We start from the raw sequence: 26,918 nt of genomic DNA on the forward strand, positions 1-26,918 counted from the left end.
GGAACCCGCCGCGGCCAAGCCCGCTGTTACAACGTGACCATCACGGCAATTCCAACCCACCCGCCGCTTTGTGCAGCGCCCGCAGGTGCTCGCCGACCTGCTTGAGGTTTTCCTCGGTCGCTGCAATCTCGGCCGCGCGGTCTGGCTCCAGCAGCGCCCTCACCTCTTTGTCCAGATCACCCGTCAGCCGTTGCAACTGCTGCTGACGCTGGGTGCTTTCCGCTTCCAGACGTCCCCACTCGCCTTCTTGCGGCAGGCCATAACCGCCGCTGCCGAGCAATTCAGCCGGGCGACTGAGGAAGCCGCTGTTCGCGAGAATGTCCTGCAACGTGCCAGTCGCCTTGGAAACGCCTTTGTCCTTCTGTTCCACCGCGCTGAGGTAACGCTGCTTCACCTCGTCCTGTGCGAGCAGCAACTGCCGGCGCATGCTCGCCTGTTCCAGCAGCAACATCGCCGCGCTGGTGCGTAAATCCGCCTTGGCGAAATACGGTTGGCGTTCTTTCGCGGGCAAGCCCAGCCAGTCTTCCACCGTTGTTTCCTTCACGTCGGTGGTCTTGCGCAGCACGTCGAACATCGCCTGATAACGGTCGCGATAGGAGTCGAATCGGTAGCCCATCCGCAAGGCCTTCTTCGGATCGTCCAGCACGCTGGTGTCCGCCAGTCCCCTGCCCTTCAGCACCTCCAGCAAGCCGTTAGGCAAAATGCTGTCCAACCCGACGAGCCTTGGATCGTCAGTACCGCTGCGCAGCAACTTGAGGTTTTCAACCGCACAGTTGTTGGAGATGAACCAATAGTTGCCGTCGTAGGCCCAGTGCATCTCGGCAGCGTGCTGCACCAACCCGTTGATTTGCTCACGGGAGAGTTTCAACGGCACCGACGCCAGGCTGCGCAGTTCGGTCTTGGTGTACTCATCGATGACCTGCCCTAGCGGCAGCACGAACAGACGCGACGGATAGGCCCCGGTCAGGCCGCTCCAACTGGACAGCTGCAGGTCATTAACGAACGCGCGGTACGACAGCACCAGATGCTGATCCAGATCCAGTCGGCAATCCGGCCCACGGGGGCGACCCGGTTTGCAGATCACCAGCCGTAACATGCTGTGGCCCCAGCGACTCACCAGATTCTGGTTGGCTTCGGCGAGCAGGTAGTCGACCTCGTACACGCGTTCGGGATCGAGTTTGCCGAGTGGCTCGCGGGCGAAGTCGTTGCCTGCGTTGAGGTATGGGTAAGACGTCGGGCATTCGTCCTTGGACGCAGGCGCCCAGTTGAACAGCTTCTTGTAGTAGTCATACAGCGAAGGCCGACGGCAGGCATACGCGGGGTCGAGCAGGAAGTACTCCATGTTCACTGCAACGAATTCAAGCGGGCTGCTGATTTCGTAGATGTCCGGGCTGCGCGCGACTTGGCCGTTGCGCTCTTCGCGCTCCCCTCGCCGACCCACATATTGCGGCCAGCCTGCGAGGTCCAGCAGACGCGGATCGTCGCTGAAGGTGAAATGCCGATCCGTCTGGCCGCGACAACTGTCGCGCAGGCCGACTTTGCCCATGCTGTTGGCTTGGCGGGTGCAGGCGATGATCAGCTTGCGCTCTTCCGGTGACCACAATTGGGCATGGTCATAAATGTGGGTGAGCTCGTGCAGCACAGTCGCCAGCATTTCTTCGCGCACGGTGCCGTGTGGGCGATTGGTCCGGGTGGTGGCAGCAGTGCCGTCAGTCAGCCCCGCCAGCAGGTGTTGATTCAGATCGAGTCTGTAAGGCCCGTCAGCGCGGCCATAGGCATTGGACGGCATGTCATCCGTCCAGTGGACTTCGACCTTGCGGTCCAGCTTGCTGATGAACATTGGCGGCAGGTGCGCCATGGCTTCGTCGAGCAGCGTCTGGCTGGCTTTCTGTTGCGCGGCATCAAGCCCGTCGGTGTGCAGCGACAGGCTCAGATCGGCGAAGGCGCTTGTGCAGATCAGCGAAAGCGCCGACGCCAGCAGCCAGGCGGCCAGACGGCTCACAGTGCGAGGATGGCCTCGGCGAGGTCCTGATCGGAGGCATTGCGGGCTTCAGGCAGACGCTCGCGCAACGTAACAAACGCAGCGTCCAGACGAGCGCCATGGATGTTGCCGTTGCTGGCGACGTAGCTGGCGGCGTCGTCTTGAGCTTCGACGATCAGTTTCCAGTTGCGAACGGAGGATGTGGTATCGGAAGTGAAATCGACACTGCGGCCCAAGGCGCGGACAACAATGTTACTGGTGGCCTTGAGGGTTTGAGCCTGTGCCATATCGGTCAGCAGCAGCAAACCAAGGGCAGCGGCGATCAGCGGGGTACGCATGGAACGTCTCCAAAATACGGGGATGCAAAAAGTGACTATTGGACGAGGATTGCTTGCGCCAGTTCAAGGTCGCTTGCATGAAGTTTTGGAGAGGTTTGACGTAGGTATATCAATGCCGACTCCAGTTGTGCTCCTCGCAGTTGGCCATCAGTGGCAATGAACGCTGCTGCATCATCCTGGGCGGCAAGTATCAGTTTGTTCTCGAAAGGCCCGGTCGTCACTTGGCTGGTGGCGTACCCGCTTTTGATCAAGCTTTGAGTGGTTGTGTCGAACGCATGAGCCTGGGTGCTACCCATCAGGCTGACAGTCGCTGCAAACAACAGGCGAGACAATGAACGCATGAGTCTTCGGTATTCGGAAAACGAGTCGCAAGGCTAGCGCAAATGCCCCGGCCAGAGCCAGTGAAGGTGTCGGGGCAAGCGGTATGAAAGCTGTCGCGGGGCTGAATCAGATCGCCAGAATGGCTTGAGCCAGTTGTGCGTCAGTGGCGTTCAGGCCGGGGCTGACTTCGCGAATGTGTTGAAACGCGCCTTCCAGATGCACGCCACGAATATCGCCATTGCTTGCCACGAAGCTGGCGGCATCGTCACGTGCGGCCAAAACGATTTTGTCGTCATGGAAAGACGACGAAATTTTCGACGTGGCGTTGGACGAAGCGTCCAGTGCACGCACGAGGGTATCGGTAGTGACCACGAAGCTGGACGCCTGAGCGCCAGTGGCCGCAATCAAAAGGGCTGCAGCGCTCAGCAGGCGAAGACGTGACATATGTGAACTCCAAGGAAGGGGAAATCTAAAACCACATCGGCGAATGAGCGGAACGGTCTGACAGCGATGGGTACAGAAAGTGGTGCAAGACTAGCGTATGCGGGACCGGGAGAACCAGAACGGCTAAATGCCAGCTCGCAAAGAGTGGTCCTCCCGCACCGCTGGAAGCCGCACGGCTACGGCACTGTACCTGTACTCATATGATTTTTAAAAACTGTACCTGTTGGCAGTTTTTCGTCCTTGGCGCCAAAGCTTCTCTACGGCGGCATCATCCAAAAGACTGTTGCTGGCAGGTCGAATAGCTATGGCGGCCCTTTCCCGGATATCAAGACCCAGAAACGACGAAACCCGTCAGCAGTCACCTGCGACGGGTTTCGTTTGAACAATTCGGGTTGCTGGTGAGAGGCTCGTAGCCTGGGACCAGCAGACGCTAACTTAGCGCCAGAACGGCTTGCTCAGCTCTTCGTAACGCTGGGATTCGCTGATACCGGCGTCAGCCAGCAGACGAGCATCCAGACGTGCCAGCTGGTGGCGGCTGGACAGACGGCGCTGCCAGAGCATCAGGTTGGCGAACATGCGCAGCGGCAGGGAGCCTTGAGCGGATTTTGCGGTTTCTTCGTAGAACAGTTCGGAACTTACGGTGCGTTCCATGGTGCTTCTTCCTTCCGCTTGTGGCGGGATTAGATAGTGACTTGATTGGTGCCCATCTTCCTCTCGTTGCCCTGCTCTCTCCAGACACAGTTCACTTGTATTGTGCTGCTCCAGTTAACTGTGAAGGGGCACTGTTTTGTTCATATATGGGGCAACTGTACCGGTAAGCACCGAAATGGGGCATTTTGTGCGTTGAAATGGTGAGATCTGTGTTTTCGACCCTGAAAACAACCGGTACAGCAGTACAGTTTTTGCCAGAATGGCGTTCAGCCCGCCAGAAGCGGCGACGAAAGGTCATCGCCAATTCCAAACTGTTTTCTCAAACCGCCAGCATGCGGCCGGTTTCTTCGAGGTTAAGGTGCCAACTGAGTGCATCGCGCAGCACGTGAGGGGTGTGGCCACCCATGGCGCAAGCTCGACGGAAATAATCATTCAACGCCTCGCGGTATGCGGGGTGCACGCAGTTATCGATGATCACGCGAGCGCGTTCGCGAGGGGCCAGACCGCGCAGGTCGGCGAGTCCATGTTCGGTGACCAGAATGTCAACGTCGTGCTCGGTGTGATCGACGTGGCTGACCATCGGCACCACGCTGGAAATCGCACCGCCCTTGGCGATCGACTTGGTAACGAAGATCGCCAGATGCGCGTTGCGGGCAAAGTCGCCGGAGCCACCGATCCCGTTCATCATCCGTGTGCCGCCAACGTGGGTGGAGTTCACGTTGCCGTACAGGTCGAACTCCAGCGCAGTGTTGATGCCGATGATCCCGAGGCGTCGAACGACCTCGGGGTGGTTGGAGATTTCCTGCGGGCGCAATAACAGTTTCGGTCTGTACTGCTCAAGGTTGTCGTAGACCGCATTGTGCTTGCGTTCTGACAGGGTCATTGAGCAACCCGAGGCGAAGTCCAGCTTCCCGGCTTCGAACAGATCGAACGTGGAATCCTGCAATACCTCCGAATACATTGCCATGCCGTGGAACGGCGAGTCGATCAGGCCGGTCATCACCGCGTTGGCGATGGTGCCGACGCCCGCTTGCAGCGGCATCAATTGATTGGTCAGACGGTTCTGGCGCACTTCGTTTTTGAAGAATTCCACTAAATGCCCGGCGATGGCCTGAGTTTCCTCGTCAGCAGGCAGTACAGTTGAAGGTGAGTCAGCCTGATCACTGAACACGATGCCTACGATCTTAGCCGGGTCGATTTTCACGGCGTGGCTGCCAATTCGGCTGTCAGCCTTGAGCACCGGAATCGGCAGGCGCGTCGGGCGGTAAGTGGGTATATAGATGTCGTGCAAGCCTTCGAGCGCCAGAGGCTGTGCGATGTTGATCTCAATGATCACTTGCTCGGCGAGGATTGCGAAGCTGGCCGAGTTGCCCACGGACGAGCTCAGCACCAGATGACCTTCTTCGGTGATCGCCACGCATTCGATGACCGCAATGTCCACCGGCTTGATCTGGCGATTGCGCAGCTGCTCGACCGTGTCGGAGAGGTGTTGGTCGATGAACATCACCGAGCCATCGTTGATCGCCTTGCGCAAGGTGCTGTCGACTTGAAACGGCATGCGGCGGGACAGCACGCCCGCTTCGGTCAGCTGCTTGTCGAGATCGTTGCCCAGGCTGGCGCCGGTCATCAGGCTGATCTTCAGTGGCGACACCTTGGCGCGCTCAGCCAGCGCCTTGGGTACGGCCTTGGCTTCGCCTGCGCGGGTAAAGCCGCTCATGCCGACGGTCATGCCGTCTTTGATCAGGGAAGCGGCGTCGGCCGCGCTCATTACCTTACTCATCAAAGACGGCAGGCGAATACGTTCACGGTGCATGGTGTTCTTATCTCAAGACAAGGATGCGAGCAGCAAAGTCTAGAGAGTTGGGTATGACGCGTCCCATGACTTAGGTCGTATTGGAGGCTCTAAACGGCGGCTCCCAGCGTAAAACACTGTTACAGAAGATGTAAAAAACCCTCGACCGATACACGCGTCGAGGGTTTGTTTAGCCGCAGGCCAGAGCCTTATTCGACGGCTTTGACCATGTCTTCGATGACCTTCTTCGCGTCACCGAACACCATCATGGTTTTGTCGAGGTAGAACAGTTCGTTGTCCAGACCGGCATAGCCGCTGGCCATCGAGCGCTTGTTGACGATGATGGTTTTAGCTTTGAAGGCTTCGAGGATCGGCATGCCCGCGATCGGCGACTTGGGATCGTTCTTCGCTGCCGGATTGACCACGTCGTTGGCACCGAGCACCAGCACCACGTCGGCCTGACCGAACTCGGAGTTGATGTCTTCCATCTCGAACACTTGGTCGTAAGGCACTTCGGCTTCGGCGAGCAGGACGTTCATGTGGCCCGGCATCCGCCCGGCCACCGGGTGGATGGCATACTTCACGGTCACGCCAGCGTGGGTCAGCTTCTCGGTCAGCTCTTTCAGGGCGTGCTGGGCACGTGCCACTGCCAGACCGTAGCCAGGAACGATGATTACGGTGTCTGCGTTGGTCAGCAGGAAAGTCGCGTCATCAGCCGAACCGGATTTCACCGGACGGGCTTCTTTCGCACCGTCGGCTGCACCTGCGTCTGCCGCGCCGCCGAAGCCGCCGCCGATCACGTTGAAGAACGAGCGGTTCATGGCCTTGCACATGATGTAGGACAGAATCGCACCGCTTGAGCCCACCAGGGAGCCTGCGATGATCAGCATCGAGTTGTTCAACGAGAAGCCGATACCGGCCGCTGCCCAGCCCGAGTAGCTGTTGAGCATCGACACGACCACGGGCATGTCCGCGCCCCCAATCGGGATGATCAGCAACACGCCGATCACGAACGCCAGGATCAGCATGACGCTGAAGGCGAACAGGCTGCCGGTGAACATGAACGTCAGGCCGAAGAACAACGTGGCCAGTCCCAGAATCAGGTTCAACTTGTGCTGACCTGCGAACTGCACAGGAGCGCCCTGAAACAGGCGGAACTTGTACTTGCCCGACAGCTTGCCAAAGGCGATGACCGAACCCGAGAAGGTGATCGCGCCGATGGCTGCGCCCAGGAATAGCTCCAGGCGGTTGCCGGTCGGAATCGATTCGCCCAAGTGCGCAACGATGCCCAGCGACTGCGGTTCGACCACGGCCGCGATGGCAATGAACACTGCCGCCAGACCAATCATGCTGTGCATGAAGGCCACCAACTCCGGCATCTTGGTCATTTCAACGCGCTTGGCCATGATCGAACCGGCGGTGCCGCCGACCAACAAGCCCACGATGATGTAACCGATGCCTGCGCTAGCGCCGTCGGTGGACAGCGCTGCCAGTTTGAACACCAGGCCGATCGTGGTCAGCACCGCCAGTCCCATGCCGAGCATGCCGAACAGGTTGCCGCGACGCGACGTGGTCGGGTGCGACAGGCCTTTAAGGGCCTGAATGAAGCAGATCGCTGACACGAGGTACAACAGGGTGACGAGGTTCATGCTCATTACTTGGCATCCTCAGCTTTGTTCTTCGGAGCCTTCTTCTTGAACATTTCCAGCATGCGGCGGGTGACCAGAAAGCCACCGAACACGTTAACGGCTGCCAGTGCCACCGCCAAGGTGCCCATTGTCTTCCCCAGCGGAGTGACGGTCAGTGCGGCAGCGAGCATGGCACCGACGATGACGATCGCCGAAATGGCGTTAGTCACGGCCATCAGCGGGGTGTGCAGCGCAGGGGTGACGTTCCAGACCACGTGGTAGCCGACGTAGATCGCCAGCACGAAGATGATCAGGTTGTAGACGCCGTGAGAGATCAGCATGTCTTCCATTGTTTTTATCCTCAGCCGTTCTTGCGGACAATCTGGCCGTCGCGGCACATCAGGCACGCGGCGACGATGTCGTCTTCGAGGTTGATCTCGAACTGGCCTTCCTTGGTGAAGACCAGCTTCAGGAAATCCAGCAGGTTGCGTGCATAAAGAGCGGACGCGTCAGCCGCAACCATTGCAGGCAGGTTGGTGTGGCCGACGATGGTCACGCCGTGCTCGATCACCACCTGGTCCGCGACGGTCAGCGGGCAGTTGCCGCCCTGGGCTGCCGCGAGGTCAATGACCACCGAGCCTGGCTTCATCTGCGAGACCGTTTCTGCGCTCAACAGCACCGGTGCCTTGCGACCGGGAATCAGTGCGGTGGTGATCACGATGTCCGCCTGCTTGGCACGCTCGTGAACGGCCACGGCCTGGCGCTGCATCCAACTGGCTGGCATCGGACGCGCATAACCGCCCACACCGACCGCCGCTTCGCGCTCTTCATCAGTCTCATAAGGCACGTCGACGAACTTGGCGCCGAGGGACTCGATCTGCTCCTTCACCGCAGGCCGGACGTCAGAGGCCTCGATCACTGCACCCAAGCGTTTGGCGGTGGCGATGGCCTGCAGACCGGCAACGCCTGCACCGAGGATCAACACGCGGGCAGCCTTCACCGTACCGGCAGCGGTCATCAGCATCGGCATGAAGCGCGGGTAGTGATGCGCGGCCAGCAGAACCGATTTGTAACCGGCAATGTTGGCTTGCGAGGACAGCACATCGAGGCTTTGCGCGCGCGAGGTGCGCGGCGCTGCTTCAAGGGCAAAGGCGGTAATCCCGCGCTCGGCCATCTTGGCGATGATCTCGTTGTTGAAGGGGTTGAGCATCCCGATGACAACGGTCCCGCTCTTGATCAGAGCCAGCTCGCTGTCGCTGGGCGCGACGACCTTGAGGATCAGCTCGGCGCCGAAGGCATCGGCAACGCTGCCAATCGAAGCCCCGGCGGTTTCATAGGCACTGTCCGTGACGCTGGCAGTGATGCCGGCGCCTGACTGGACGGTGACCTTATGACCCTGGCCAATGAGCTTCTTGATGGTTTCCGGAGTTGCAGCAACCCGAGTTTCACCGGACTGGGTTTCTAGAGGGACTCCAATGTGCACGTCAAATCTCCTGCGTGATCTTTTTATCTTTTGAAAATAGGCCAGCGCGCTGCGGATGGCGCGTCTGGGGCAGCGATCACCACGTCCCCGCTAGACAAGACGGGGGCGCGGCATTTTGCAGGCGGAATTCGGGGGCTTCAAGGAATTCTGTAACGCGACGCGTACTTAACTACAAGTCACCCTGTGACCGTTTGACGCAATAAACTGCTACAGGCCACATATTTAAAGGCCTGTAGCGATACAGGAGAATTTTTGACTTTTTTTAAAGACCCTCATGAAAGTGAGGGGTAATCAGGCTGAAAGCCACGCACATCAAAGCCTTCAGCGTGTTTTGTATAAAGAACAGAGGTGTTTCTTAAATGCGACATTCGGAGATATCTGTAGCGCTTTAGATTTGCTAACTACAGAGTCAGCATTTGAGTAGAATCAGGCGCAAATCAAGGCAGGGCGTAGGTTTCAGCCTGTTGCACCAGCCAGTCCCGAAAGGCTTTCAATGATGCGGATTCGACTTTTCTCTCCGGAATCATCAGGTAATAGGCTTTTAAGCTTGAGAGTGCATGCGGGTTCGCTATCACCAGTCGCTTTTCGGCCAGTTCTCGCTGGATCAGAAAAGGTGGAATCAGCGCGACTCCCATGTCATGCATGGCCGCCTGAGCGAGCATGGAGAATAGCTCGTATCGCGCGCCTGTCATGTCGCGGGCCACATTCATGTCTGCCGAGCCAAACCACTGTCGCCATGCGTAGGGCCGCGTGGTCTGTTGCAGCAACGGCATTTCCGATAATTCACGTGCGCTGAGTCGGGATTTGTTGCCCAGCAAAGCAGGACTACAAACCGGCATGGGGTTTTCGCTCATCAAACGATGAGATTCCGTACCGGACCAGTCGGCATCGCCGAAATAGATGGCGGCGTCAAAGTCGGTGTCCGCGAACAGGAACGGCCGCGTCCGGTTGGTCAGATTGATCGTGACGTCGGGGTTCTGTTGCTGAAAGTCCTTGAGGCGAGGCAGCAGCCATTGAGTTCCGAAGGTTGGAACCACGGCGAGTTCAATCACGTTCGCGCCTTGATGGCCCATGACGGAGAGCGTGTCCCGTTCAACTGCATCGAGTTGGGTCGCGACACGGCGGCTGTAGGAAAGGCCTGCTTCTGTCAGCTTCACGCCCCTTCGTGAGCGTCGGAACAGTTCCACATTCAAGAATTCTTCCAGGCCGCCAATCTGTCGGCAAATGGCGCTTTGCGTGAGCGAAAGCTCATCCGCAGCCTTGGTAAAGCTTTCATGACGCGCTGCAGCCTCGAAGCTAACCAGTGCGGCGGTGCTGGGGATTTTGCGGCGCATGTACCTGAACCTCACTCATTGGCTTGAGATATGGCGCTTTGCACATTCTCGGAGTGAGAAATTAGCACAAGAGTATGCAAAATCGTCGTTTGCCTATGGGCTGATCCGCGCCTAGCATCAACCCACGACTTTTCCCGGCAATGTCCGGGAACATCATTTAGCGAGGAGAACGTCATGGGCGGTAAGGCAAGCTTCAACTGGATTGATCCCCTGTTGCTGGACCAGCAGCTCACTGAAGAAGAGCGCATGGTTCGCGACAGCGCCGAGCAGTTCGCCCAAGACAAACTCGCCCCCCGCGTCCTTGAAGCGTTTCGTCATGAGCAAACCGACCCTGCGATCTTTCGCGAAATGGGCGAGGTCGGCCTGTTGGGCGCGACTATTCCTGAGCAATACGGTGGTAGTGGCCTGAACTACGTCTGTTACGGCCTGATTGCTCGCGAAGTGGAACGCGTGGATTCTGGCTATCGCTCAATGATGAGTGTGCAGTCATCGCTGGTGATGGTGCCGATCAATGAATTCGGCACCGAAGCGCAAAAGCAGAAGTATCTGCCCAAGCTGGCGTCTGGCGAGTGGATTGGGTGCTTCGGCCTGACCGAGCCGAACCATGGTTCCGATCCGGGTGCGATGATCACCCGTGCCCGCAAGGTCGACGGCGGCTATCGCCTCACTGGCAGCAAGATGTGGATCACCAACAGCCCGATTGCTGACGTGTTCGTGGTTTGGGGCAAAGACGATGCCGGTGATATCCGTGGCTTCGTGCTCGAAAAAGGCTGGCAAGGCCTGAGCGCTCCGGCTATCCACGGGAAGGTCGGTTTGCGTGCCTCCATCACGGGTGAAATCGTGATGGATAACGTGTTCGTCCCTGAAGAAAACATTTTCCCGGATGTGCGCGGCTTGAAGGGGCCGTTCACCTGCCTGAACTCTGCGCGTTATGGCATCTCTTGGGGCGCATTGGGCGCGGCTGAGTTCTGCTGGCACACCGCTCGCCAGTACACGCTGGATCGTCAACAGTTCGGGCGTCCTCTGGCAGCCAATCAGCTGATCCAGAAAAAACTCGCCGACATGCAGACTGAAATCACGCTCGCCCTGCAAGGCTGCCTGCGTTTGGGACGTATGAAGGACGAAGGCACTGCGGCGGTGGAAATCACGTCGATCATGAAGCGCAACTCCTGCGGCAAGTCGCTGGACATCGCACGCATGGCTCGGGACATGCTTGGCGGTAATGGTATCTCTGACGAGTTCGGCATTGCCCGTCATCTGGTGAACCTGGAGGTGGTGAACACCTACGAAGGGACGCACGACGTGCATGCGCTGATTCTTGGGCGTGCGCAGACTGGCATTCAGGCTTTCTATTAAGGAGCCAGTCATGGGCGCGCTATCGCATTTGCGGGTGCTGGACCTATCTCGCGTTTTAGCTGGTCCGTGGGCGGGCCAGATACTCGCAGATCTGGGTGCCGACGTGATTAAGATCGAGCGCCCTGGCAATGGGGACGATACGCGGGCCTGGGGGCCTCCTTTTTTGAAGGACCCAAGGGGCGAGAACACGTCCGAGGCTGCCTATTACCTGTCGGCCAATCGGAACAAGCAGTCCGTCACGATCGACTTCACACGGCCGGAAGGTCAGAAGCTGGTGCGTGAGCTGGCGGCAAAGTCAGACATCCTCATTGAGAATTTCAAGGTCGGTGGGCTCAAGGCGTATGGCTTGGACTACGCGTCGCTGCAAGTCGAGAACCCGCGGCTGATCTATTGCTCGATCACAGGGTTCGGGCAGACCGGCCCTTACGCAAAGCGCGCGGGCTATGACTTTATGATCCAGGGGCTCGGTGGATTGATGAGCCTGACCGGTCGACCTGAGGGCGAAGACGGTGCCGGGCCCGTGAAGGTCGGGGTCGCTCTGACCGACATTTTGACTGGGCTGTATTCGACGTCAGCCATTCTGGCCGCCCTCGCCCATCGGGATCAGGGTGGCGTTGGCCAACATATCGACATGGCTCTGCTGGATGTTCAAGTCGCGTGCCTGGCGAATCAGGCCATGAATTACCTGACAACGGGCACACCACCTCGCCGTCTGGGAAATGCGCATCCGAACATCGTGCCGTACCAGGATTTTCCCACTGCCGATGGCGACTTCATTCTTACCGTAGGAAACGACAGTCAGTTCCGTAAGTTCGCGGAAGTTGCTGGTCAGGCGCAATGGGCTGACGATCCGCGCTTCGCCACCAACAAGCAGCGTGTGGCGCATCGGGCTGAGCTGATTCCCCTGATCCGCCAGGCGACAGTCTTCAAGACAACGGCTGAGTGGGTGACTGCGCTTGAAAGGGCGGGTGTTCCGTGTGGCCCCATCAATGGTGTGGCTCAGGTGTTTGCCGACCCGCAGGTTCAGGCGCGAGGTTTGAGGATTGAGCTGCCTCACGCCTTAGGTGGAACAGTGCCTCAGGTGGCCAGCCCTATTCGGTTGTCGGGTACGCCGGTGGAGTATCGCCGAGCGCCACCGTTGTTGGGGGAACATACGTCGGAGGTTCTGACCCATCTATTAGGGCTATCGGGCGAGACTGTTATGGCCTTGCGTGAGGCTGGCGTGCTTTAGCGACTCTTCTATATAGGGCGTCAGGAGTGCTGCCCTATATAAACAGAAGGAACTCGCTGATTTTGCTCATGTTTTGGTTTTTTGACATAAATTTGAAATTAAGTGTTGACGCCCCTCCGGATGTGTCTATAATTCGCCCCACTTCCGGCGCAGTCGGAACCGAAAACTTCTTGAAGATCAATGAGTTACAGGTTCAGGATGGCGAGGAAGTGCTTCGGTTCTGGTGTCTGAATCGACAGCGGTGAAAAAGGTGGTTGACAGCAGGTTGTAACGCTGTAGAATTCGCCTCCCGCTGACATGAGACGCCAAGTCGAACGAAGCGCAAGTGGTTGAAGTTGATAAGGAAACTTTGAAAACTTCTGAAAATAACCGCTTGACAGATTGAGACGCTGCTGTAGAATGCGCGCCTCGGTTGAGACGAAAAGCTCTTAACCAACCGCTCTTTAACAATTGAATCAAGCAATTCGTGTGGGTGCTTGTGCTGTAAGACTGAAGTCAACTGATTATCAGCATCGCAAGTTACTCCACGAGAAATCATGGTTTAACCAACGATTGCTGAGCCAAGTTTATAGGGTTTTCTCAAAACCCGATTGCAGTATTGAACTGAAGAGTTTGATCATGGCTCAGATTGAACGCTGGCGGCAGGCCTAACACATGCAAGTCGAGCGGATGAAGGGAGCTTGCTCCCTGATTCAGCGGCGGACGGGTGAGTAATGCCTAGGAATCTGCCTGGTAGTGGGGGACAACGTTTCGAAAGGAACGCTAATACCGCATACGTCCTACGGGAGAAAGTGGGGGATCTTCGGACCTCACGCTATCAGATGAGCCTAGGTCGGATTAGCTAGTTGGTGAGGTAATGGCTCACCAAGGCGACGATCCGTAACTGGTCTGAGAGGATGATCAGTCACACTGGAACTGAGACACGGTCCAGACTCCTACGGGAGGCAGCAGTGGGGAATATTGGACAATGGGCGAAAGCCTGATCCAGCCATGCCGCGTGTGTGAAGAAGGTCTTCGGATTGTAAAGCACTTTAAGTTGGGAGGAAGGGTTGCTGATTAATACTCTGCAATTTTGACGTTACCGACAGAATAAGCACCGGCTAACTCTGTGCCAGCAGCCGCGGTAATACAGAGGGTGCAAGCGTTAATCGGAATTACTGGGCGTAAAGCGCGCGTAGGTGGTTTGTTAAGTTGAATGTGAAATCCCCGGGCTCAACCTGGGAACTGCATCCAAAACTGGCAAGCTAGAGTAGGGCAGAGGGTGGTGGAATTTCCTGTGTAGCGGTGAAATGCGTAGATATAGGAAGGAACACCAGTGGCGAAGGCGACCACCTGGGCTCATACTGACACTGAGGTGCGAAAGCGTGGGGAGCAAACAGGATTAGATACCCTGGTAGTCCACGCCGTAAACGATGTCAACTAGCCGTTGGAATCCTTGAGATTTTAGTGGCGCAGCTAACGCATTAAGTTGACCGCCTGGGGAGTACGGCCGCAAGGTTAAAACTCAAATGAATTGACGGGGGCCCGCACAAGCGGTGGAGCATGTGGTTTAATTCGAAGCAACGCGAAGAACCTTACCAGGCCTTGACATCCAGTGAACTTACCAGAGATGGTTTGGTGCCTTCGGGAACACTGAGACAGGTGCTGCATGGCTGTCGTCAGCTCGTGTCGTGAGATGTTGGGTTAAGTCCCGTAACGAGCGCAACCCTTGTCCTTAGTTACCAGCACGTTAAGGTGGGCACTCTAAGGAGACTGCCGGTGACAAACCGGAGGAAGGTGGGGATGACGTCAAGTCATCATGGCCCTTACGGCCTGGGCTACACACGTGCTACAATGGTCGGTACAAAGGGTTGCCAAGCCGCGAGGTGGAGCTAATCCCATAAAACCGATCGTAGTCCGGATCGCAGTCTGCAACTCGACTGCGTGAAGTCGGAATCGCTAGTAATCGCGAATCAGAATGTCGCGGTGAATACGTTCCCGGGCCTTGTACACACCGCCCGTCACACCATGGGAGTGGGTTGCACCAGAAGTAGCTAGTCTAACCTTCGGGGGGACGGTTACCACGGTGTGATTCATGACTGGGGTGAAGTCGTAACAAGGTAGCCGTAGGGGAACCTGCGGCTGGATCACCTCCTTAATCGAAGACTCAGCTTCTTCGCAAGTTCCCACACGAATTGCTTGATTCATTGAAGAAGACGATAGAAGCAGCTCCAAGCTTTGAGCTACAAGCTTCAAGCTTGATCGCGGTTTGCATCAAGATTTAGGTCTGTAGCTCAGTTGGTTAGAGCGCACCCCTGATAAGGGTGAGGTCGGCAGTTCAAATCTGCCCAGACCTACCAGTTTCCCGGGGCCATAGCTCAGCTGGGAGAGCGCCTGCCTTGCACGCAGGAGGTCAGCGGTTCGATCCCGCTTGGCTCCACCATACTGCTTCTGAAATCGCAAAGCTTAGAAATGAACGTTTGGTTCGAACGTTGATTTCTAGTCTTTGATTAGATCGTTCTTTAAAAATTCGGGTATGTGATAGAAAGATAGACTGGGCACCTCTTTCACTGGTGCGTGTCCAGGCTAAGGTAAAGTTTGTGAAATGCAAACTTTCGGCGAATGTCGTCTTCACAGTATAACCAGATTGCTTGGGGTTATATGGTCAAGTGAAGAAGCGCATACGGTGGATGCCTTGGCAGTCAGAGGCGATGAAAGACGTGGTAGCCTGCGAAAAGCTTCGGGGAGTCGGCAAACAGACTGTGATCCGGAGATGTCTGAATGGGGGAACCCAACCATCACAAGATGGTTACCTTGCACTGAATACATAGGTGCATGGAGCGAACCAGGGGAACTGAAACATCTAAGTACCCTGAGGAAAAGAAATCAACCGAGATTCCCTTAGTAGTGGCGAGCGAACGGGGACCAGCCCTTAAGTTGATTTGAGATTAGCGGAACGCTCTGGAAAGTGCGGCCATAGTGGGTGATAGCCCTGTACGCGAAAATCTCTTGTCAATGAAATCGAGTAGGACGGGGCACGAGAAACCTTGTCTGAACATGGGGGGACCATCCTCCAAGGCTAAATACTACTGACTGACCGATAGTGAACCAGTACCGTGAGGGAAAGGCGAAAAGAACCGCGGAGAGCGGAGTGAAATAGATCCTGAAACCGTATGCGTACAAGCAGTGGGAGCCCACTTTGTTGGGTGACTGCGTACCTTTTGTATAATGGGTCAGCGACTTATTTTCAGTGGCGAGCTTAACCGAATAGGGGAGGCGTAGCGAAAGCGAGTCTTAATAGGGCGTCTAGTCGCTGGGAATAGACCCGAAACCGGGCGATCTATCCATGGGCAGGTTGAAGGTTAGGTAACACTGACTGGAGGACCGAACCGACTACCGTTGAAAAGTTAGCGGATGACCTGTGGATCGGAGTGAAAGGCTAATCAAGCTCGGAGATAGCTGGTTCTCCTCGAAAGCTATTTAGGTAGCGCCTCATGTATCACTGTAGGGGGTAGAGCACTGTTTCGGCTAGGGGGTCATCCCGACTTACCAAACCGATGCAAACTCCGAATACCTACAAGTGCCGAGCATGGGAGACACACGGCGGGTGCTAACGTCCGTCGTGAAAAGGGAAACAACCCAGACCGTCAGCTAAGGTCCCAAAGTCATGGTTAAGTGGGAAACGATGTGGGAAGGCTTAGACAGCTAGGAGGTTGGCTTAGAAGCAGCCACCCTTTAAAGAAAGCGTAATAGCTCACTAGTCGAGTCGGCCTGCGCGGAAGATGTAACGGGGCTCAAACCATGCACCGAAGCTACGGGTATCACCTTTGGTGATGCGGTAGAGGAGCGTTCTGTAAGCCTGTGAAGGTGAGTTGAGAAGCTTGCTGGAGGTATCAGAAGTGCGAATGCTGACATGAGTAACGACAATGGGTGTGAAAAACACCCACGCCGAAAGACCAAGGTTTCCTGCGCAACGTTAATCGACGCAGGGTTAGTCGGTCCCTAAGGCGAGGCTGAAAAGCGTAGTCGATGGAAAACAGGTTAATATTCCTGTACTTCTGGTTATTGCGATGGAGGGACGGAGAAGGCTAGGCCAGCCTGGCGTTGGTTGTCCAGGTTTAAGGTGGTAGGCTGGAATCTTAGGTAAATCCGGGATTTCAAGGCCGAGAGCTGATGACGAGTGTTCTTTAGAACACGAAGTGGTTGATGCCATGCTTCCAAGAAAAGCTTCTAAGCTTCAGGTAACCAGGAACCGTACCCCAAACCGACACAGGTGGTTGGGTAGAGAATACCAAGGCGCTTGAGAGAACTCGGGTGAAGGAACTAGGCAAAATGGCACCGTAACTTCGGGAGAAGGTGCGCCGGTGAGGGTGAAGGACTTGCTCCGTAAGCCCATGCCGGTCGAAGATACCAGGCCGCTGCGACTGTTTATTAAAAACACAGCACTCTGCAAACACGAAAGTGGACGTATAGGGTGTGACGCCTGCCCGGTGCCGGAAGGTTAATTGATGGGGTTAGCTAACGCGAAGCTCTTGATCGAAGCCCCGGTAAACGGCGGCCGTAACTATAACGGTCCTAAGGTAGCGAAATTCCTTGTCGGGTAAGTTCCGACCTGCACGAATGGCGTAACGATGGCGGCGCTGTCTCCACCCGAGACTCAGTGAAATTGAAATCGCTGTGAAGATGCAGTGTATCCGCGGCTAGACGGAAAGACCCCGTGAACCTTTACTATAGCTTTGCACTGGACTTTGAATTTGCTTGTGTAGGATAGGTGGGAGGCTTTGAAGCGTGAACGCCAGTTTGCGTGGAGCCATCCTTGAAATACCACCCTGGCAACTTTGAGGTTCTAACTCAGGTCCGTTATCCGGATCGAGGACAGTGTATGGTGGGTAGTTTGACTGGGGCGGTCTCCTCCTAAAGAGTAACGGAGGAGTACGAAGGTGCGCTCAGACCGGTCGGAAATCGGTCGTAGAGTATAAAGGCAAAAGCGCGCTTGACTGCGAGACAGACACGTCGAGCAGGTACGAAAGTAGGTCTTAGTGATCCGGTGGTTCTGTATGGAAGGGCCATCGCTCAACGGATAAAAGGTACTCCGGGGATAACAGGCTGATACCGCCCAAGAGTTCATATCGACGGCGGTGTTTGGCACCTCGATGTCGGCTCATCACATCCTGGGGCTGAAGCCGGTCCCAAGGGTATGGCTGTTCGCCATTTAAAGTGGTACGCGAGCTGGGTTTAGAACGTCGTGAGACAGTTCGGTCCCTATCTGCCGTGGACGTTTGAGATTTGAGAGGGGCTGCTCCTAGTACGAGAGGACCGGAGTGGACGAACCTCTGGTGTTCCGGTTGTCACGCCAGTGGCATTGCCGGGTAGCTATGTTCGGGAAAGATAACCGCTGAAAGCATCTAAGCGGGAAACTTGCCTCAAGATGAGATCTCACTGGAACCTTGAGTTCCCTGAAGGGCCGTCGAAGACTACGACGTTGATAGGTTGGGTGTGTAAGCGCTGTGAGGCGTTGAGCTAACCAATACTAATTGCCCGTGAGGCTTGACCATATAACACCCAAGCAATCTGCGACCCGAGAGGGCATCAGATTGCGGTGACTGTGAAGACGACAGCAACCGAAAGTTTGCAGCACAGACGAACGACCTGATCACATACCCGATTTGCTGAGGCGAGGCCGCTGGCCACGACTTGGTACCCGAATTTCTTGACGACCATAGAACATTGGAACCACCTGATCCCATCCCGAACTCAGAAGTGAAACGATGTATCGCCGATGGTAGTGTGGGGTTTCCCCATGTGAGAGTAGGTCATCGTCAAGATTAAATTCCAGAACCCCATTTGCGAAAGCAGATGGGGTTTTGTCTTTATAAGTGAAGGTCACTCATTTTCGCTGACACGTTACCTGGTAACGGATCGGCTACAGAATTTCTTGACGACCATAGAACATTGGAACCACCTGATCCCATCCCGAACTCAGAAGTGAAACGATGTATCGCCGATGGTAGTGTGGGGTTTCCCCATGTGAGAGTAGGTCATCGTCAAGATTAAATTCCAAAACCCCATCTGCTCGCGCAGATGGGGTTTTGTCGTTTCAGGGTGCAAATAACAGAACCCCAGCCATCAAACGAAAAGCACGCTCTGGCGAAACCGAAGCTGGCCGTGTATTCAGAGCAGATCAGCCAAACAGCTTCTGCACATTGCTCATCGCGTCATCTGCGAAGCCTTGCAGGAATGTCTGAAACTCCATGGCGCTTGCAGTGTTCCCCTCATCCGGCTCGGCAATGATGGTCCAGGTCGCAACACAGCTACTTTCGCCAGCGGGCAGCACGGTCATTGAAGCCCACAGATTTCCAACACCCAGATTGTTATAGATCGTAGTCCAAGTCATCGAATACGCTTTTTCATTCCGCGAGTTGAGCTGCTCGACCACTTCCAGCCCTCCCTCTTTGAAGCGCTTGTGCCGGATCGAACCAACACCGCTACCAATCACTTCAATGTTGTCCAGGGCCGGAATGAATTTCGCGAATCCTCCGAAGTCGCCCACGACTTGCCATACCTCGTCTGCTCGCGCTGCGACTTGGACTGACGACACCACAGGCGTGCCTGTCGGATTGGCGATCAGCGTGTCGGGTTTCAGTGCGTCGATTTTGTTGATTGCGTTCATGTCGTTCTCCATTACGTACGTGGGTGTTACGGTTAGATGAAGTCGATTTCTTTCAAGTAGTCGCAGCCTTTGCGCAGCAGCGCCGGGGTTTTCTGCGGATAGCGTTCGCCCATTCGCTGCACGCCGGCGAGCGCGTTTTGATAGGCGATCATTGAGATGTCGCCGATGTCCTCTTCGAAGCCGTCGAGATAGAAGCCGAGCACGCCGAACAGCGCGTTCTGGCTGTCGACCCGATTGAGCTGGGTCTGCCAGTGCGCCACGCTGACCATCTCGAATTCGCGACCCGCTTCCCGAAACGCATCGACGTAGCCGCTCCAACTCAGAGGTTCAGGGTTGTGGAGATTGAATACGGCGCGAGCAGGCTGATAACGGCTGCTATGGAAGCTGATGAAGCGGGCGAGGAAGTCGACGGGCATCAGGTCGAAGGTCATCGAGAAATCAGGTACTTGCCCCAATTGCATCGAGCCCTTGAGCATGAGCATCAAGCGGTTCTTGTGAGGCTGGCAGACGCCGGTCAGGCTGTTGAACGCGATGTTGCCCGGCCGGTAGATGTTGACCCAAACCCCCTGCTCGCGAGCCTTTTGCAGGACGCGTTCCGCGACCCATTTGGAGAGGTTGTAGCCGTTCTTGATGTAGATCGGCGGTGTGTCAGCAGCAGGCGCCTCCAGCACGCTGCCATCGGCGTCAACGGCACTCGACGCTGACAGCGTTGAGACGAAGTTGAACACCTTCTTGCTGCGTCCTTCGCACAACCGCAGGCATTCAAAGATTGGCGCGACGTTGTCCTTGGCCAGCGTTTCGTAATCCTGCACGTGGTTGACGTTGGCCGCGTTGTGCACCAGCGCGCCAAAGTCGCGGTCGAGCCGTTCGTACACCTCATCGCTCAATCCCAACTGCGGTTGGGTAATGTCGGCGGCATAGACACGCACCCGGCTCAGGTCCAGATGCTCCAGTCGATTTTCACGCAAGGATTCGACGAATCGATCCTGGGCCGTCGACCCATTGCCCTCGCGCACCAGACACGCCACCTCCGTCGCGCCCCACGCCAGCAGCGCCTCGACGATGTGCACGCCGAGAAAGCCGTTGGCACCGGTGAGAATGACCTTGTGCACGTCTCCGAGCTTGCCCACGGGTAACACCGGCAGATCCAGTGGCGTCATTGCATCCTTGATCGCCTGCGGGCTGACGGTCCAAGAGGAGGCACCGTCGTTGTCGATCAACGAGGCCAGAGTGATCAGGGTCGGGGCTTCGATGAAGCGGTTGATGGGAATGCTCCGCCCAAACTGCTCGCGGATGCCCAACAACATCTGCGACAGCAAAATCGAGTGTCCTCCGAGATTGAAGAAGCTCTCTTCGGTAGAAATATCCCCCGGCGGCAGCTCCAGCAGATCAGCCCACAATGTCAGCAAGAGGCGTTCGTTCTCGGTTTCCGGTTGGCGACGTGGCACCTGCTCGATCATGTTTACCGGCAATTGCAGCAACGCCTTGCGATCAACCTTGCCGTTGTTGGCGAAAGGCATGTTCGCCAGTTCGGTATACGCCGCAGGTCGCATGTAATCGGGCAGCAAACGTTCTACATGGGTTTTCAACAGGGCGCGTGCAGCATCGGGCTCGGCGCCATGGGGCTGGGCCAGAAACGCCAGGATTCGACGTTGCTCATCGACGACCACCGCGACTTGGCGGTACAGCTGACTGCCGCGCAAACAATGCTCGATCTCTTCAGGCTCGACGCGGAAACCCCGAATCTTCACCTGATTGTCACGGCGCCCCGCCAGCTCGATACCCGCGTCAGTCCATTTACCCATGTCGCCGGTGCGATAGGCGCGCAGGGTTTTTCCGTCACCCAGTGGAATCTGCACGTAACGCTCGGCCGTCAGAGTCGGGTTGTGGATATAACCCAACGCCACGCCAGGCCCGACAATGTAAAGCTCTCCCGCCGTCTGCTCGGCTACAGGCTGCATCTGCTCGTCGAGAATCAGCAACTGGCTGTTGGCGATCGGGCGTCCGAGGTTGCGATTGCTGCTGCCTGGCTGAAATTGCCCGGCAGTGATCAGCACTGTGGCCTCGGTGGGGCCGTATAGGTTGTGGAACTGACACTGCGCAGCCAGACGCTCAATGACATAGGGTTCGCAGACATCACCCCCGGTGCACAAGTGTTCAAGTTTTAGCGGTTTTTCAAGAGGGAGAATGCTCAGCAGTGCGGGCGGCAGAAAGGCGTGGCTGAGGTTTTGATCCAGTAGCTCCACCAACTGCAGTGGATCACGTCGCTGATCCTCACTGGCAACCACCAGTTCAGCGCCGCTGAGCAGGGTGGGGAAGATGTCGATCACCGAGGAGTCGAAGCTTAAGGTCGAGAACTGCAACACCCGACTGCGCTCGGACAGGCTGACATAATCGGCGTACCAAGCCGTGAAGTGGCTCAGGTTGCGCTGACTGAGCATCACGCCCTTCGGATGCCCGGTAGTGCCCGAGGTGTACAGCGCCATGCAGGGTGCATCAGGGCCGACCGCCTGGCGCATCAGCGATTGAGGCGATTCAGTGACGTCTATCTGGCTGATGTCCAGCCCCGGCACGCACTGTCCGGCAAGCGGGTGCTGGCCGTCATGCAGCAACAGCACCGCTTTGGCGTTCTCCAGGATGTACTGCTGACGCGGAGTGGGCTGGCTGGGGTCAAGCGGCAGATAGACCGCCCCATATCCCAGAATCGCGAGAATCCCGGCAAACAACGCTGCTGATTTCGGCAGGCAGATGCCAATGACCGGCGGCTCATTGCCTGACACACCCGGCAAAAACGGTTGCATCAGTGCCTGAATGGCGACGCTGTGGGCGCGCAGGGTGTCGTAGCTGATGTGTTCGCCGTCGATGTTCAACGCTCGACGGTCAGCGAACGTAGCGAAAGCGCGATCCAGCCGCGCTATCAAAGGCTGTTGCGCAATCCCGAGCAGGTGCGGCTGTGCCGTGCGATTGAAGCGATGCTCGAAGGCCAGCCGATCCAGCGCGTGCAGGCTCTCCTGCCATTCGCTTTGGGGCGGTTCAACCCGCTCATCTCGCTCGAAATGTTCGAGATCACGGGAGAAACGACTGACCAATAGCGCCACATGATCGATCAACGTCGCCACTGCACGGTCGCGTAGCATGCGTCCATTACCAGAGGGCTCGGTGGGCACGGTATCGCGCACGATCAGGCGCTGCGCAACGGCCGACCCGTACCAGCAGAGCAATTCGACCTGCGGCAATCCGGATTGCACATCGGGAGTCAGCCCCGCGCGAAGCCCCAGATGCACGCTTGTCTGGAACGCTTGTAGGCGCGCGCTCGCCAGATCCAGCGTGCCATCCTCAATGAGCATCGATGAGCCCGTCAGTTCACTGTCTTCCAGAGCCTGAGCATCAATGAGTCGATTAAGCAGATGGCCATGGCTGTCGAGTTCGGCGCCTAGCTCGGTGAGGGCCTGACTGTGGCCGATAAGCACAATGTCCAGACGTTTCATTGCACTCCCCCCACTGGCAAGTAGTCGGCCAGAGCGTGTTGCACGCAGGGTGAATCAAGCATTGAGCTGGTCTTGAAGAAACGCACGATGTTGCCCACCAGCGGGTGATGGCGATTGATCGGGAAGCTCATCGCTTGGGTTTCGTCCCGAAGGGCTTGCTTGACCGGCTCGGACACCGGCAGATGCTCGATCAACACGAAATCAAAGGATTTCTGAATGTCGTTGGTCAAATATTGAGCAATGAACACCGGCATGATCTGTGCGATGGTCTGGCGGTCTTCTTCGGGCGCGGCATTCCAGTAGATGCGCACCAGGCGCGCCCAGAATCCGGAATGCCGGCCTTCGTCGAGCAAGTGATCGGCCATCAGCCCCTTGATCGATTGCTTGACCGTGTCGTCCTTGGCGAACGCCGCGACATCATTGGTCACGGTGTTCTCGGCGATGGCCACGCAGATCAGTTCTACGGCGCTGTGCAGAGGGTCAGGTGCTAGGGCCAATGCAGCGGGAATCGCACGGCTCAATTCGATTTCCAGCGGCAGATGAATCGGTTGAATACCGGTCAGGGCGATGGTCTGTTGCATGAAGTCCATGGCCACCAGCGCGTGGTAGTCCTCGTCTACCACCACGGTCATGGCGTCGTAGCGGCAGGCGAACGGGAAGCGGATCGCGAAGTTGTCCTTGGCGATGCTGCGAGCGGTCTTGTCGACGATTTCCGTCTCGAAGATCACCACATCGTTGATGAACTTGTACAGGCTCTGGATGAGCGCAAAATCTCGCAGGTGCGGGCATTCGCGGGTGAAGGTGTCGCTGAGCACCAGCGGCTGGCGGCTCAGGGGATAGATGAGTTTTTCGTCGTTTTCGACGATGCGGCGCGGGCGGGTGCGGATCGTCGCACGGCCTTCCCAGGCATCGGCAAAGGATAAATAGTCTTCGGCTTTCATGATGTCGTCCTTGTGTGGGCTGAAGGGGAGTCGAGGTGCTGCGACAGGCTCATGCACTGACCTCCAACGCCGGTTCGCGCATGCTCACGCGCAGGGCATCCCACAGCGCGATGCGGCTTTCCACGGCGGCGATGGCGGCTTCGTAGACTTGCTGCTCGCGCTGTTCGTCGCCATCGACCAGGCGTGCCAGCAGCGACTCTGCAGCGGGACCGTGGTCTTCCGAATCGACTTCAATGTGGCGTTCCAGGTAATAGCGGAAGGTCGGCGCCTGGCTGGCCGTGATGCCCCAGTCGTCGAGGATGCGTTGAAACATCTGCGGGATGACGCTTTCACGGCCATGCAGGAAGGCAGCGGCGACGCTGTGAGCGGGCGCATTGAGGGCGATGTCGAGGGTGTCCCGCACGAAACCTGCTTCGGCGCTACCTGCGTTAACGCGGTTCAGCGCCGCTTCGTACGGAACGCCATCTTTTTGCAGCTCGACGAAGCGTTCAATGCGCGTCGTGCTGGCGCCGACTTCGCGCATGGCATCCAGATACAGCTCGAAATGGCTGTAGTGACCATGATCGAGTCGATCGTCTGATTCCTCGCCCAGCACGATCTCGTTGATCAGGCGAGCGGCCTTCGGGTCTTTGGGCGGCAACCACGGAAGCCGGGTACAGGTCAGCTCCTGTTGCAGTCGCTTGGTGAGTGACATGAAGTCCCAGACGGCGAAAACATGAGCCTCCATGAAACGTCGTAATACATCCAGAGAATCAATTTCAGAAAATATCGGGTGGGCACTTAGTTCCGATTTCTTACGGTTCAATAGTTGTTTTTGAATGTTCATGATGACGTCCTTGAAAAGTGTGAGTTCGAACGCTTTGTTCTAAGTGTGATGCGAAACAGCGGCGCTGGGATCGGTGTTTGTTTCACGCGCTGTTGAAAATCAGGCGAGCACGGACCGCGAACAAAACGTCGTCTAAGAGTGAAACGTGTCGGAGACAGCCGCCCAGGCTGCGGGGGCTGTCGCTTTGTTGCCCTTGAAAATCGATGCCTTTGGCGTCGTTCAAGCGGCAACGAGAAAACGTTAAAGCACTTTTTAATTGGGGCGCAATTACTTTTTAAGAATATTTACTTGCACTAAAAACGGAACGTGACGTGGCCTGATAAAACACGCGCTCAATGTTTTATTTGGATGCAAGCAACCCTTCCAGCTCAATAGAGTCAGAATCGATAATAATGAACGAATGCCTCGTTCAGCGTTGCTCTTACACTGAATAATCGGTTAGGAAGAATTTTGTGGGCGACGTTGATAGAAGTCCGTCATTCGTCTCCGCCCTGTGCACAACTCCTTTCGTTGCTCCATGAGAATCGCGTTTACGAAACCGACTGTAGGCGTGTTCTTGAGCCGAGTTTGCCTGAAGCACAGCAAAGTGCTGCGTTAACGCAGAGAGAATTACGAGCGTGAGGAGAGGGGGTTTATGCAGGCAGGAAGGGCTTGAATACGATCACGCCCCCAGCAATCCCAGGTGTGTATTGATGATGTGCAGCAGGCGGTGGCGCTGCGATTTGAGAAAGTCATGACGGCCACAGACTTCGATGAGCTCGAATTCGCGGCGGGTGAAGGCGCGCCAGTTCATCATGCTGACGGCGGTATCGACCGGATCATCGCTGCCGTAGAGGGCGGTCAACGGAATATTTAGCCCGCCGTCGGGACAATGCGACCACAATTCCGAGAGCTTAAGGTCGCTGCGCATCACCGGTTCAAAGAGGCGCATGAGCTTTTTGTCGTGCAGGATCGAGTCTGGCGCTACGCCGAGCTTGATCAACGCGTCGATGAAGTCGTTTTTGGGGAGCGTGTGCAGATAGGGCTCTGGCTGCTGGCTGTCAGGACTGCGGCAGCCGGAAATGAACAGGTGGCGTGTCAGGTCCGGGTAATGTGCCTGGGTTAATCGGGCCATCTCGTACGCGACACGGCCACCGAAGCTGTGGCCATAAAAAGCATGGGGCTCGGTCAGGTAAGGTTCTAACGCAAGAAAGGCGTCTTCAAGCAAGGGCGCCCATTGATCGTACGGCGTTTCCTTGAGGCGGCTGCCGTGCCCCGGCAGACGGAGGGTGACCAGTTCGATGTGATCCGCCAGGCCCTCCGACCAGTCACGAAATTGCTCTGGATCGCCGCCCGCATGGGGAAAGCAGATCAGGCGTGTTTTGATGGGTTGCCCGGAATTGACAACCATCAGCCATTTGTTTTTCTCGGCGTACACTCAGGTTTTCCCAAGCCTGCAAGCGCGGGCTACTGATAACCGTGGGGCCGGGTCCTTCGGCGCTGGCATCGCACATTACGATGCTCGATCAGCCCCATGCCTCGTCTGCTCGCTCGCGGCGAACACAGGCAGGGGTGCGAATGCTGGACCGTGCACAGTCGCTGTCCACGGTCTTTGAACCCTCACGGAACGAGGGCGCGCTTCCTTGACGCCGGGGCGGAGTTGGCGACTTCCGCTGGACGGCTTTTCAGATATCCGTTGATGGCTTCGACGCCACGGTTCAAGTGGTGTGCGAGGGCGCTGACGGTCGACTCGATGGCGCCAGCCTCAGCCATCTGCAACAGTTCCAGGTGGTCGTGCTGGGACAGCTTGCCCAGCCCCATGTACTTGAGGTTGAAACGCAGAAAACGTTCTTCCTCGTTAAGCCCGTCCTCGACCAGCTTGAGTAGGCGTTTATTGGACGCACGGGAATAGAGTGTCATGTGGAACATTCGGTTGAGCGTGCCGATCCGCGTGTAGTCGGTTTCAACTTCAAGCTGTTCGATGAAGTCCCGGGCAGTTGCAATGTCCTGAGCGGTGAGGAGCGGGATCGACTGCCGCAGGGCTTCAGACTCCAACAAAATGCGCAGCGCGTAGGCGTCGGTCGCGTCCTCATTGATCAGTGGTGCAACGACGGCGCCTTTATGGGTTTCGACGCGCAGTAGCGATTGAGCCTCAAGCTGGCGCAACGCTTCACGTACAGGCATACGGCTGACACCGAACAGTGTGGCCAGCTCCTGCTGGCGCAAGGCAAACCCGGCTGGCAAGCGGCCATCGAGAATCGCGCTACGCAGTTTCTCTTCAATAACGGCGCGCGCCATGTGCGCGGGCGGTTGTTCATTCCCTAGAATTTCTCGGAGAAACTGCTCTTTCTCTGTCCTGCGCATCGTTATTTCTTCTTCACTGATCGGGCATTGGATCCAATGGAACACTAGAGGCCGTGTCTGGCGTTGTCAAACTTTGCAAAGTCTTTGACTCGGCCGAGGCGGCCCGCATTCT

General features: G+C 56.8%; 18 protein-coding genes, 2 tRNA genes and 4 rRNA genes. 8 read left to right on the forward strand and 16 right to left on the reverse strand.

Annotated features, from left to right (window positions below):
- Positions 1 to 40: 40 nt before the first annotated feature.
- The 10 genes from AAEO81_RS01380 to AAEO81_RS01425 form a co-directional block, all read right to left on the reverse strand.
- Entirely contained in the window at positions 41 to 2,002 is a 1,962-nt protein-coding gene (locus AAEO81_RS01380; RefSeq protein ID WP_341961202.1) for a DUF4105 domain-containing protein, read from the reverse strand.
- Entirely contained in the window at positions 1,999 to 2,319 is a 321-nt protein-coding gene (locus AAEO81_RS01385) for a DUF2388 domain-containing protein (protein WP_166593836.1), read from the reverse strand. Before AAEO81_RS01385 ends, AAEO81_RS01380 begins: the two co-directional genes overlap by 4 nt.
- Before the next feature lie 35 nt (positions 2,320 to 2,354).
- Positions 2,355 to 2,660 carry a DUF2388 domain-containing protein gene (locus tag AAEO81_RS01390; RefSeq protein ID WP_166593835.1) on the reverse strand — a complete coding sequence of 102 codons (306 nt, stop codon included), beginning with the start codon at positions 2,658 to 2,660 and terminating at the stop codon, positions 2,355 to 2,357.
- A gap of 106 nt (positions 2,661 to 2,766) precedes the next feature.
- Positions 2,767 to 3,084 (reverse strand): DUF2388 domain-containing protein, encoded by a 318-nt coding sequence (locus AAEO81_RS01395; protein WP_166593834.1) that lies wholly within the window; start codon positions 3,082 to 3,084, stop codon positions 2,767 to 2,769.
- Positions 3,085 to 3,519: 435 nt separating this feature from the next.
- Positions 3,520 to 3,735 (reverse strand): DUF1127 domain-containing protein, encoded by a 216-nt coding sequence (locus tag AAEO81_RS01400; protein WP_166593833.1) that lies wholly within the window; start codon positions 3,733 to 3,735, stop codon positions 3,520 to 3,522.
- Between the two features lie 319 nt (positions 3,736 to 4,054).
- Positions 4,055 to 5,548: an acetyl-CoA hydrolase/transferase family protein gene (locus tag AAEO81_RS01405; RefSeq protein ID WP_341961204.1), complete on the reverse strand. Its 1,494-nt coding sequence runs from the start codon at positions 5,546 to 5,548 to the stop codon at positions 4,055 to 4,057.
- 188 nt (positions 5,549 to 5,736) lie between these two features.
- Complete coding sequence (locus AAEO81_RS01410) at positions 5,737 to 7,182, reverse strand: NAD(P)(+) transhydrogenase (Re/Si-specific) subunit beta (RefSeq protein ID WP_341961205.1); 1,446 nt, start codon at positions 7,180 to 7,182, stop codon at positions 5,737 to 5,739.
- Positions 7,182 to 7,505, reverse strand: a complete 324-nt coding sequence (locus tag AAEO81_RS01415) for an NAD(P) transhydrogenase subunit alpha (RefSeq protein WP_341961206.1) — start codon at positions 7,503 to 7,505, stop codon at positions 7,182 to 7,184. The genes AAEO81_RS01410 and AAEO81_RS01415 overlap by 1 nt, the downstream gene beginning before the upstream one ends.
- An 11-nt stretch (positions 7,506 to 7,516) precedes the next feature.
- A complete protein-coding gene (locus AAEO81_RS01420; RefSeq protein WP_341961207.1) occupies positions 7,517 to 8,638 on the reverse strand; it encodes a Re/Si-specific NAD(P)(+) transhydrogenase subunit alpha in 1,122 nt (373 codons plus the stop codon).
- Positions 8,639 to 9,075: 437 nt separating this feature from the next.
- Positions 9,076 to 9,972, reverse strand: a complete 897-nt coding sequence (locus AAEO81_RS01425; RefSeq protein WP_341961208.1) for a LysR family transcriptional regulator — start codon at positions 9,970 to 9,972, stop codon at positions 9,076 to 9,078.
- Between the two features lie 174 nt (positions 9,973 to 10,146).
- Between AAEO81_RS01425 and AAEO81_RS01430 the strand changes: the two genes are divergently transcribed.
- From AAEO81_RS01430 to rrf (AAEO81_RS01465), 8 genes are all read left to right on the forward strand, one after another.
- On the forward strand, positions 10,147 to 11,328 hold the full coding sequence (locus AAEO81_RS01430; RefSeq protein ID WP_341961209.1) for an acyl-CoA dehydrogenase: 1,182 nt from the start codon (positions 10,147 to 10,149) through the stop codon (positions 11,326 to 11,328).
- A gap of 10 nt (positions 11,329 to 11,338) precedes the next feature.
- A complete protein-coding gene (locus tag AAEO81_RS01435) occupies positions 11,339 to 12,559 on the forward strand; it encodes a CaiB/BaiF CoA-transferase family protein (RefSeq protein ID WP_341961210.1) in 1,221 nt (406 codons plus the stop codon).
- Positions 12,560 to 13,159: 600 nt separating this feature from the next.
- A 16S ribosomal RNA gene (locus tag AAEO81_RS01440) occupies positions 13,160 to 14,696 on the forward strand.
- 125 nt (positions 14,697 to 14,821) lie between these two features.
- Positions 14,822 to 14,898, forward strand: a tRNA-Ile gene (locus tag AAEO81_RS01445).
- Between the two features lie 7 nt (positions 14,899 to 14,905).
- Positions 14,906 to 14,981 (forward strand) — tRNA-Ala (locus AAEO81_RS01450).
- Between the two features lie 220 nt (positions 14,982 to 15,201).
- Positions 15,202 to 18,093: ribosomal RNA gene (locus tag AAEO81_RS01455) — 23S ribosomal RNA — on the forward strand.
- Between the two features lie 154 nt (positions 18,094 to 18,247).
- Positions 18,248 to 18,363: ribosomal RNA gene (gene rrf / locus AAEO81_RS01460) — 5S ribosomal RNA — on the forward strand.
- Between the two features lie 109 nt (positions 18,364 to 18,472).
- A 5S ribosomal RNA gene (gene rrf, locus AAEO81_RS01465) occupies positions 18,473 to 18,588 on the forward strand.
- The 16S, 23S and 5S rRNA genes sit together here with 2 tRNA genes alongside, the layout of an rRNA operon.
- 131 nt (positions 18,589 to 18,719) lie before the next feature.
- Here rrf (AAEO81_RS01465) and AAEO81_RS01470 read toward each other — a convergent pair.
- From AAEO81_RS01470 to AAEO81_RS01495, 6 genes are all read right to left on the reverse strand, one after another.
- A complete protein-coding gene (locus tag AAEO81_RS01470; RefSeq protein ID WP_341964435.1) occupies positions 18,720 to 19,190 on the reverse strand; it encodes an SRPBCC family protein in 471 nt (156 codons plus the stop codon).
- 50 nt (positions 19,191 to 19,240) lie between these two features.
- Complete coding sequence (locus AAEO81_RS01475) at positions 19,241 to 22,696, reverse strand: non-ribosomal peptide synthetase (protein WP_341961211.1); 3,456 nt, start codon at positions 22,694 to 22,696, stop codon at positions 19,241 to 19,243.
- Positions 22,693 to 23,637 (reverse strand): diiron oxygenase, encoded by a 945-nt coding sequence (locus AAEO81_RS01480; protein ID WP_341961213.1) that lies wholly within the window; start codon positions 23,635 to 23,637, stop codon positions 22,693 to 22,695. The genes AAEO81_RS01475 and AAEO81_RS01480 overlap by 4 nt, the downstream gene beginning before the upstream one ends.
- A 49-nt stretch (positions 23,638 to 23,686) precedes the next feature.
- Positions 23,687 to 24,463 (reverse strand): DUF3050 domain-containing protein, encoded by a 777-nt coding sequence (locus tag AAEO81_RS01485; protein ID WP_341961215.1) that lies wholly within the window; start codon positions 24,461 to 24,463, stop codon positions 23,687 to 23,689.
- A gap of 661 nt (positions 24,464 to 25,124) precedes the next feature.
- Positions 25,125 to 25,853 carry an alpha/beta fold hydrolase gene (locus AAEO81_RS01490; RefSeq protein ID WP_218576226.1) on the reverse strand — a complete coding sequence of 243 codons (729 nt, stop codon included), beginning with the start codon at positions 25,851 to 25,853 and terminating at the stop codon, positions 25,125 to 25,127.
- Positions 25,854 to 26,062: 209 nt separating this feature from the next.
- Positions 26,063 to 26,806, reverse strand: coding sequence for a GntR family transcriptional regulator (locus AAEO81_RS01495; RefSeq protein ID WP_341961216.1), 744 nt, complete (start codon positions 26,804 to 26,806; stop codon positions 26,063 to 26,065).
- Between the last annotated feature and the right edge of the window lie 112 nt (positions 26,807 to 26,918).

It is taken from the genome of Pseudomonas sp. RC10 (assembly GCF_038397775.1).
GTDB classification, from domain to species: Bacteria; Pseudomonadota; Gammaproteobacteria; order Pseudomonadales; family Pseudomonadaceae; genus Aquipseudomonas; species Aquipseudomonas bambusae.

What these genes read in the sequence shown, in the direction of transcription:
- AAEO81_RS01385 (WP_166593836.1), bottom strand. Translation starts at nt 2,319, where the DNA reads ATGCGTACCCCGCTGATCGCCGCTGCCCTTGGTTTGCTGCTGCTGACC.
- AAEO81_RS01390 (WP_166593835.1), bottom strand. Translation starts at nt 2,660, where the DNA reads ATGCGTTCATTGTCTCGCCTGTTGTTTGCAGCGACTGTCAGCCTGATG.
- AAEO81_RS01395 (WP_166593834.1), bottom strand. Translation starts at nt 3,084, where the DNA reads ATGTCACGTCTTCGCCTGCTGAGCGCTGCAGCCCTTTTGATTGCGGCC.
- AAEO81_RS01400 (WP_166593833.1), bottom strand. Translation starts at nt 3,735, where the DNA reads ATGGAACGCACCGTAAGTTCCGAACTGTTCTACGAAGAAACCGCAAAA.
- AAEO81_RS01405 (WP_341961204.1), bottom strand. Translation starts at nt 5,548, where the DNA reads ATGCACCGTGAACGTATTCGCCTGCCGTCTTTGATGAGTAAGGTAATG.
- AAEO81_RS01410 (WP_341961205.1), bottom strand. Translation starts at nt 7,182, where the DNA reads ATGAGCATGAACCTCGTCACCCTGTTGTACCTCGTGTCAGCGATCTGC.
- AAEO81_RS01415 (WP_341961206.1), bottom strand. Translation starts at nt 7,505, where the DNA reads ATGGAAGACATGCTGATCTCTCACGGCGTCTACAACCTGATCATCTTC.
- AAEO81_RS01425 (WP_341961208.1), bottom strand. Translation starts at nt 9,972, where the DNA reads ATGCGCCGCAAAATCCCCAGCACCGCCGCACTGGTTAGCTTCGAGGCT.
- AAEO81_RS01430 (WP_341961209.1), top strand. Translation starts at nt 10,147, where the DNA reads ATGGGCGGTAAGGCAAGCTTCAACTGGATTGATCCCCTGTTGCTGGAC.
- AAEO81_RS01435 (WP_341961210.1), top strand. Translation starts at nt 11,339, where the DNA reads ATGGGCGCGCTATCGCATTTGCGGGTGCTGGACCTATCTCGCGTTTTA.
- AAEO81_RS01475 (WP_341961211.1), bottom strand. Translation starts at nt 22,696, where the DNA reads ATGAAACGTCTGGACATTGTGCTTATCGGCCACAGTCAGGCCCTCACC.
- AAEO81_RS01480 (WP_341961213.1), bottom strand. Translation starts at nt 23,637, where the DNA reads ATGAAAGCCGAAGACTATTTATCCTTTGCCGATGCCTGGGAAGGCCGT.
- AAEO81_RS01485 (WP_341961215.1), bottom strand. Translation starts at nt 24,463, where the DNA reads ATGAACATTCAAAAACAACTATTGAACCGTAAGAAATCGGAACTAAGT.
- AAEO81_RS01490 (WP_218576226.1), bottom strand. Translation starts at nt 25,853, where the DNA reads ATGGTTGTCAATTCCGGGCAACCCATCAAAACACGCCTGATCTGCTTT.
- AAEO81_RS01495 (WP_341961216.1), bottom strand. Translation starts at nt 26,806, where the DNA reads ATGCGCAGGACAGAGAAAGAGCAGTTTCTCCGAGAAATTCTAGGGAAT.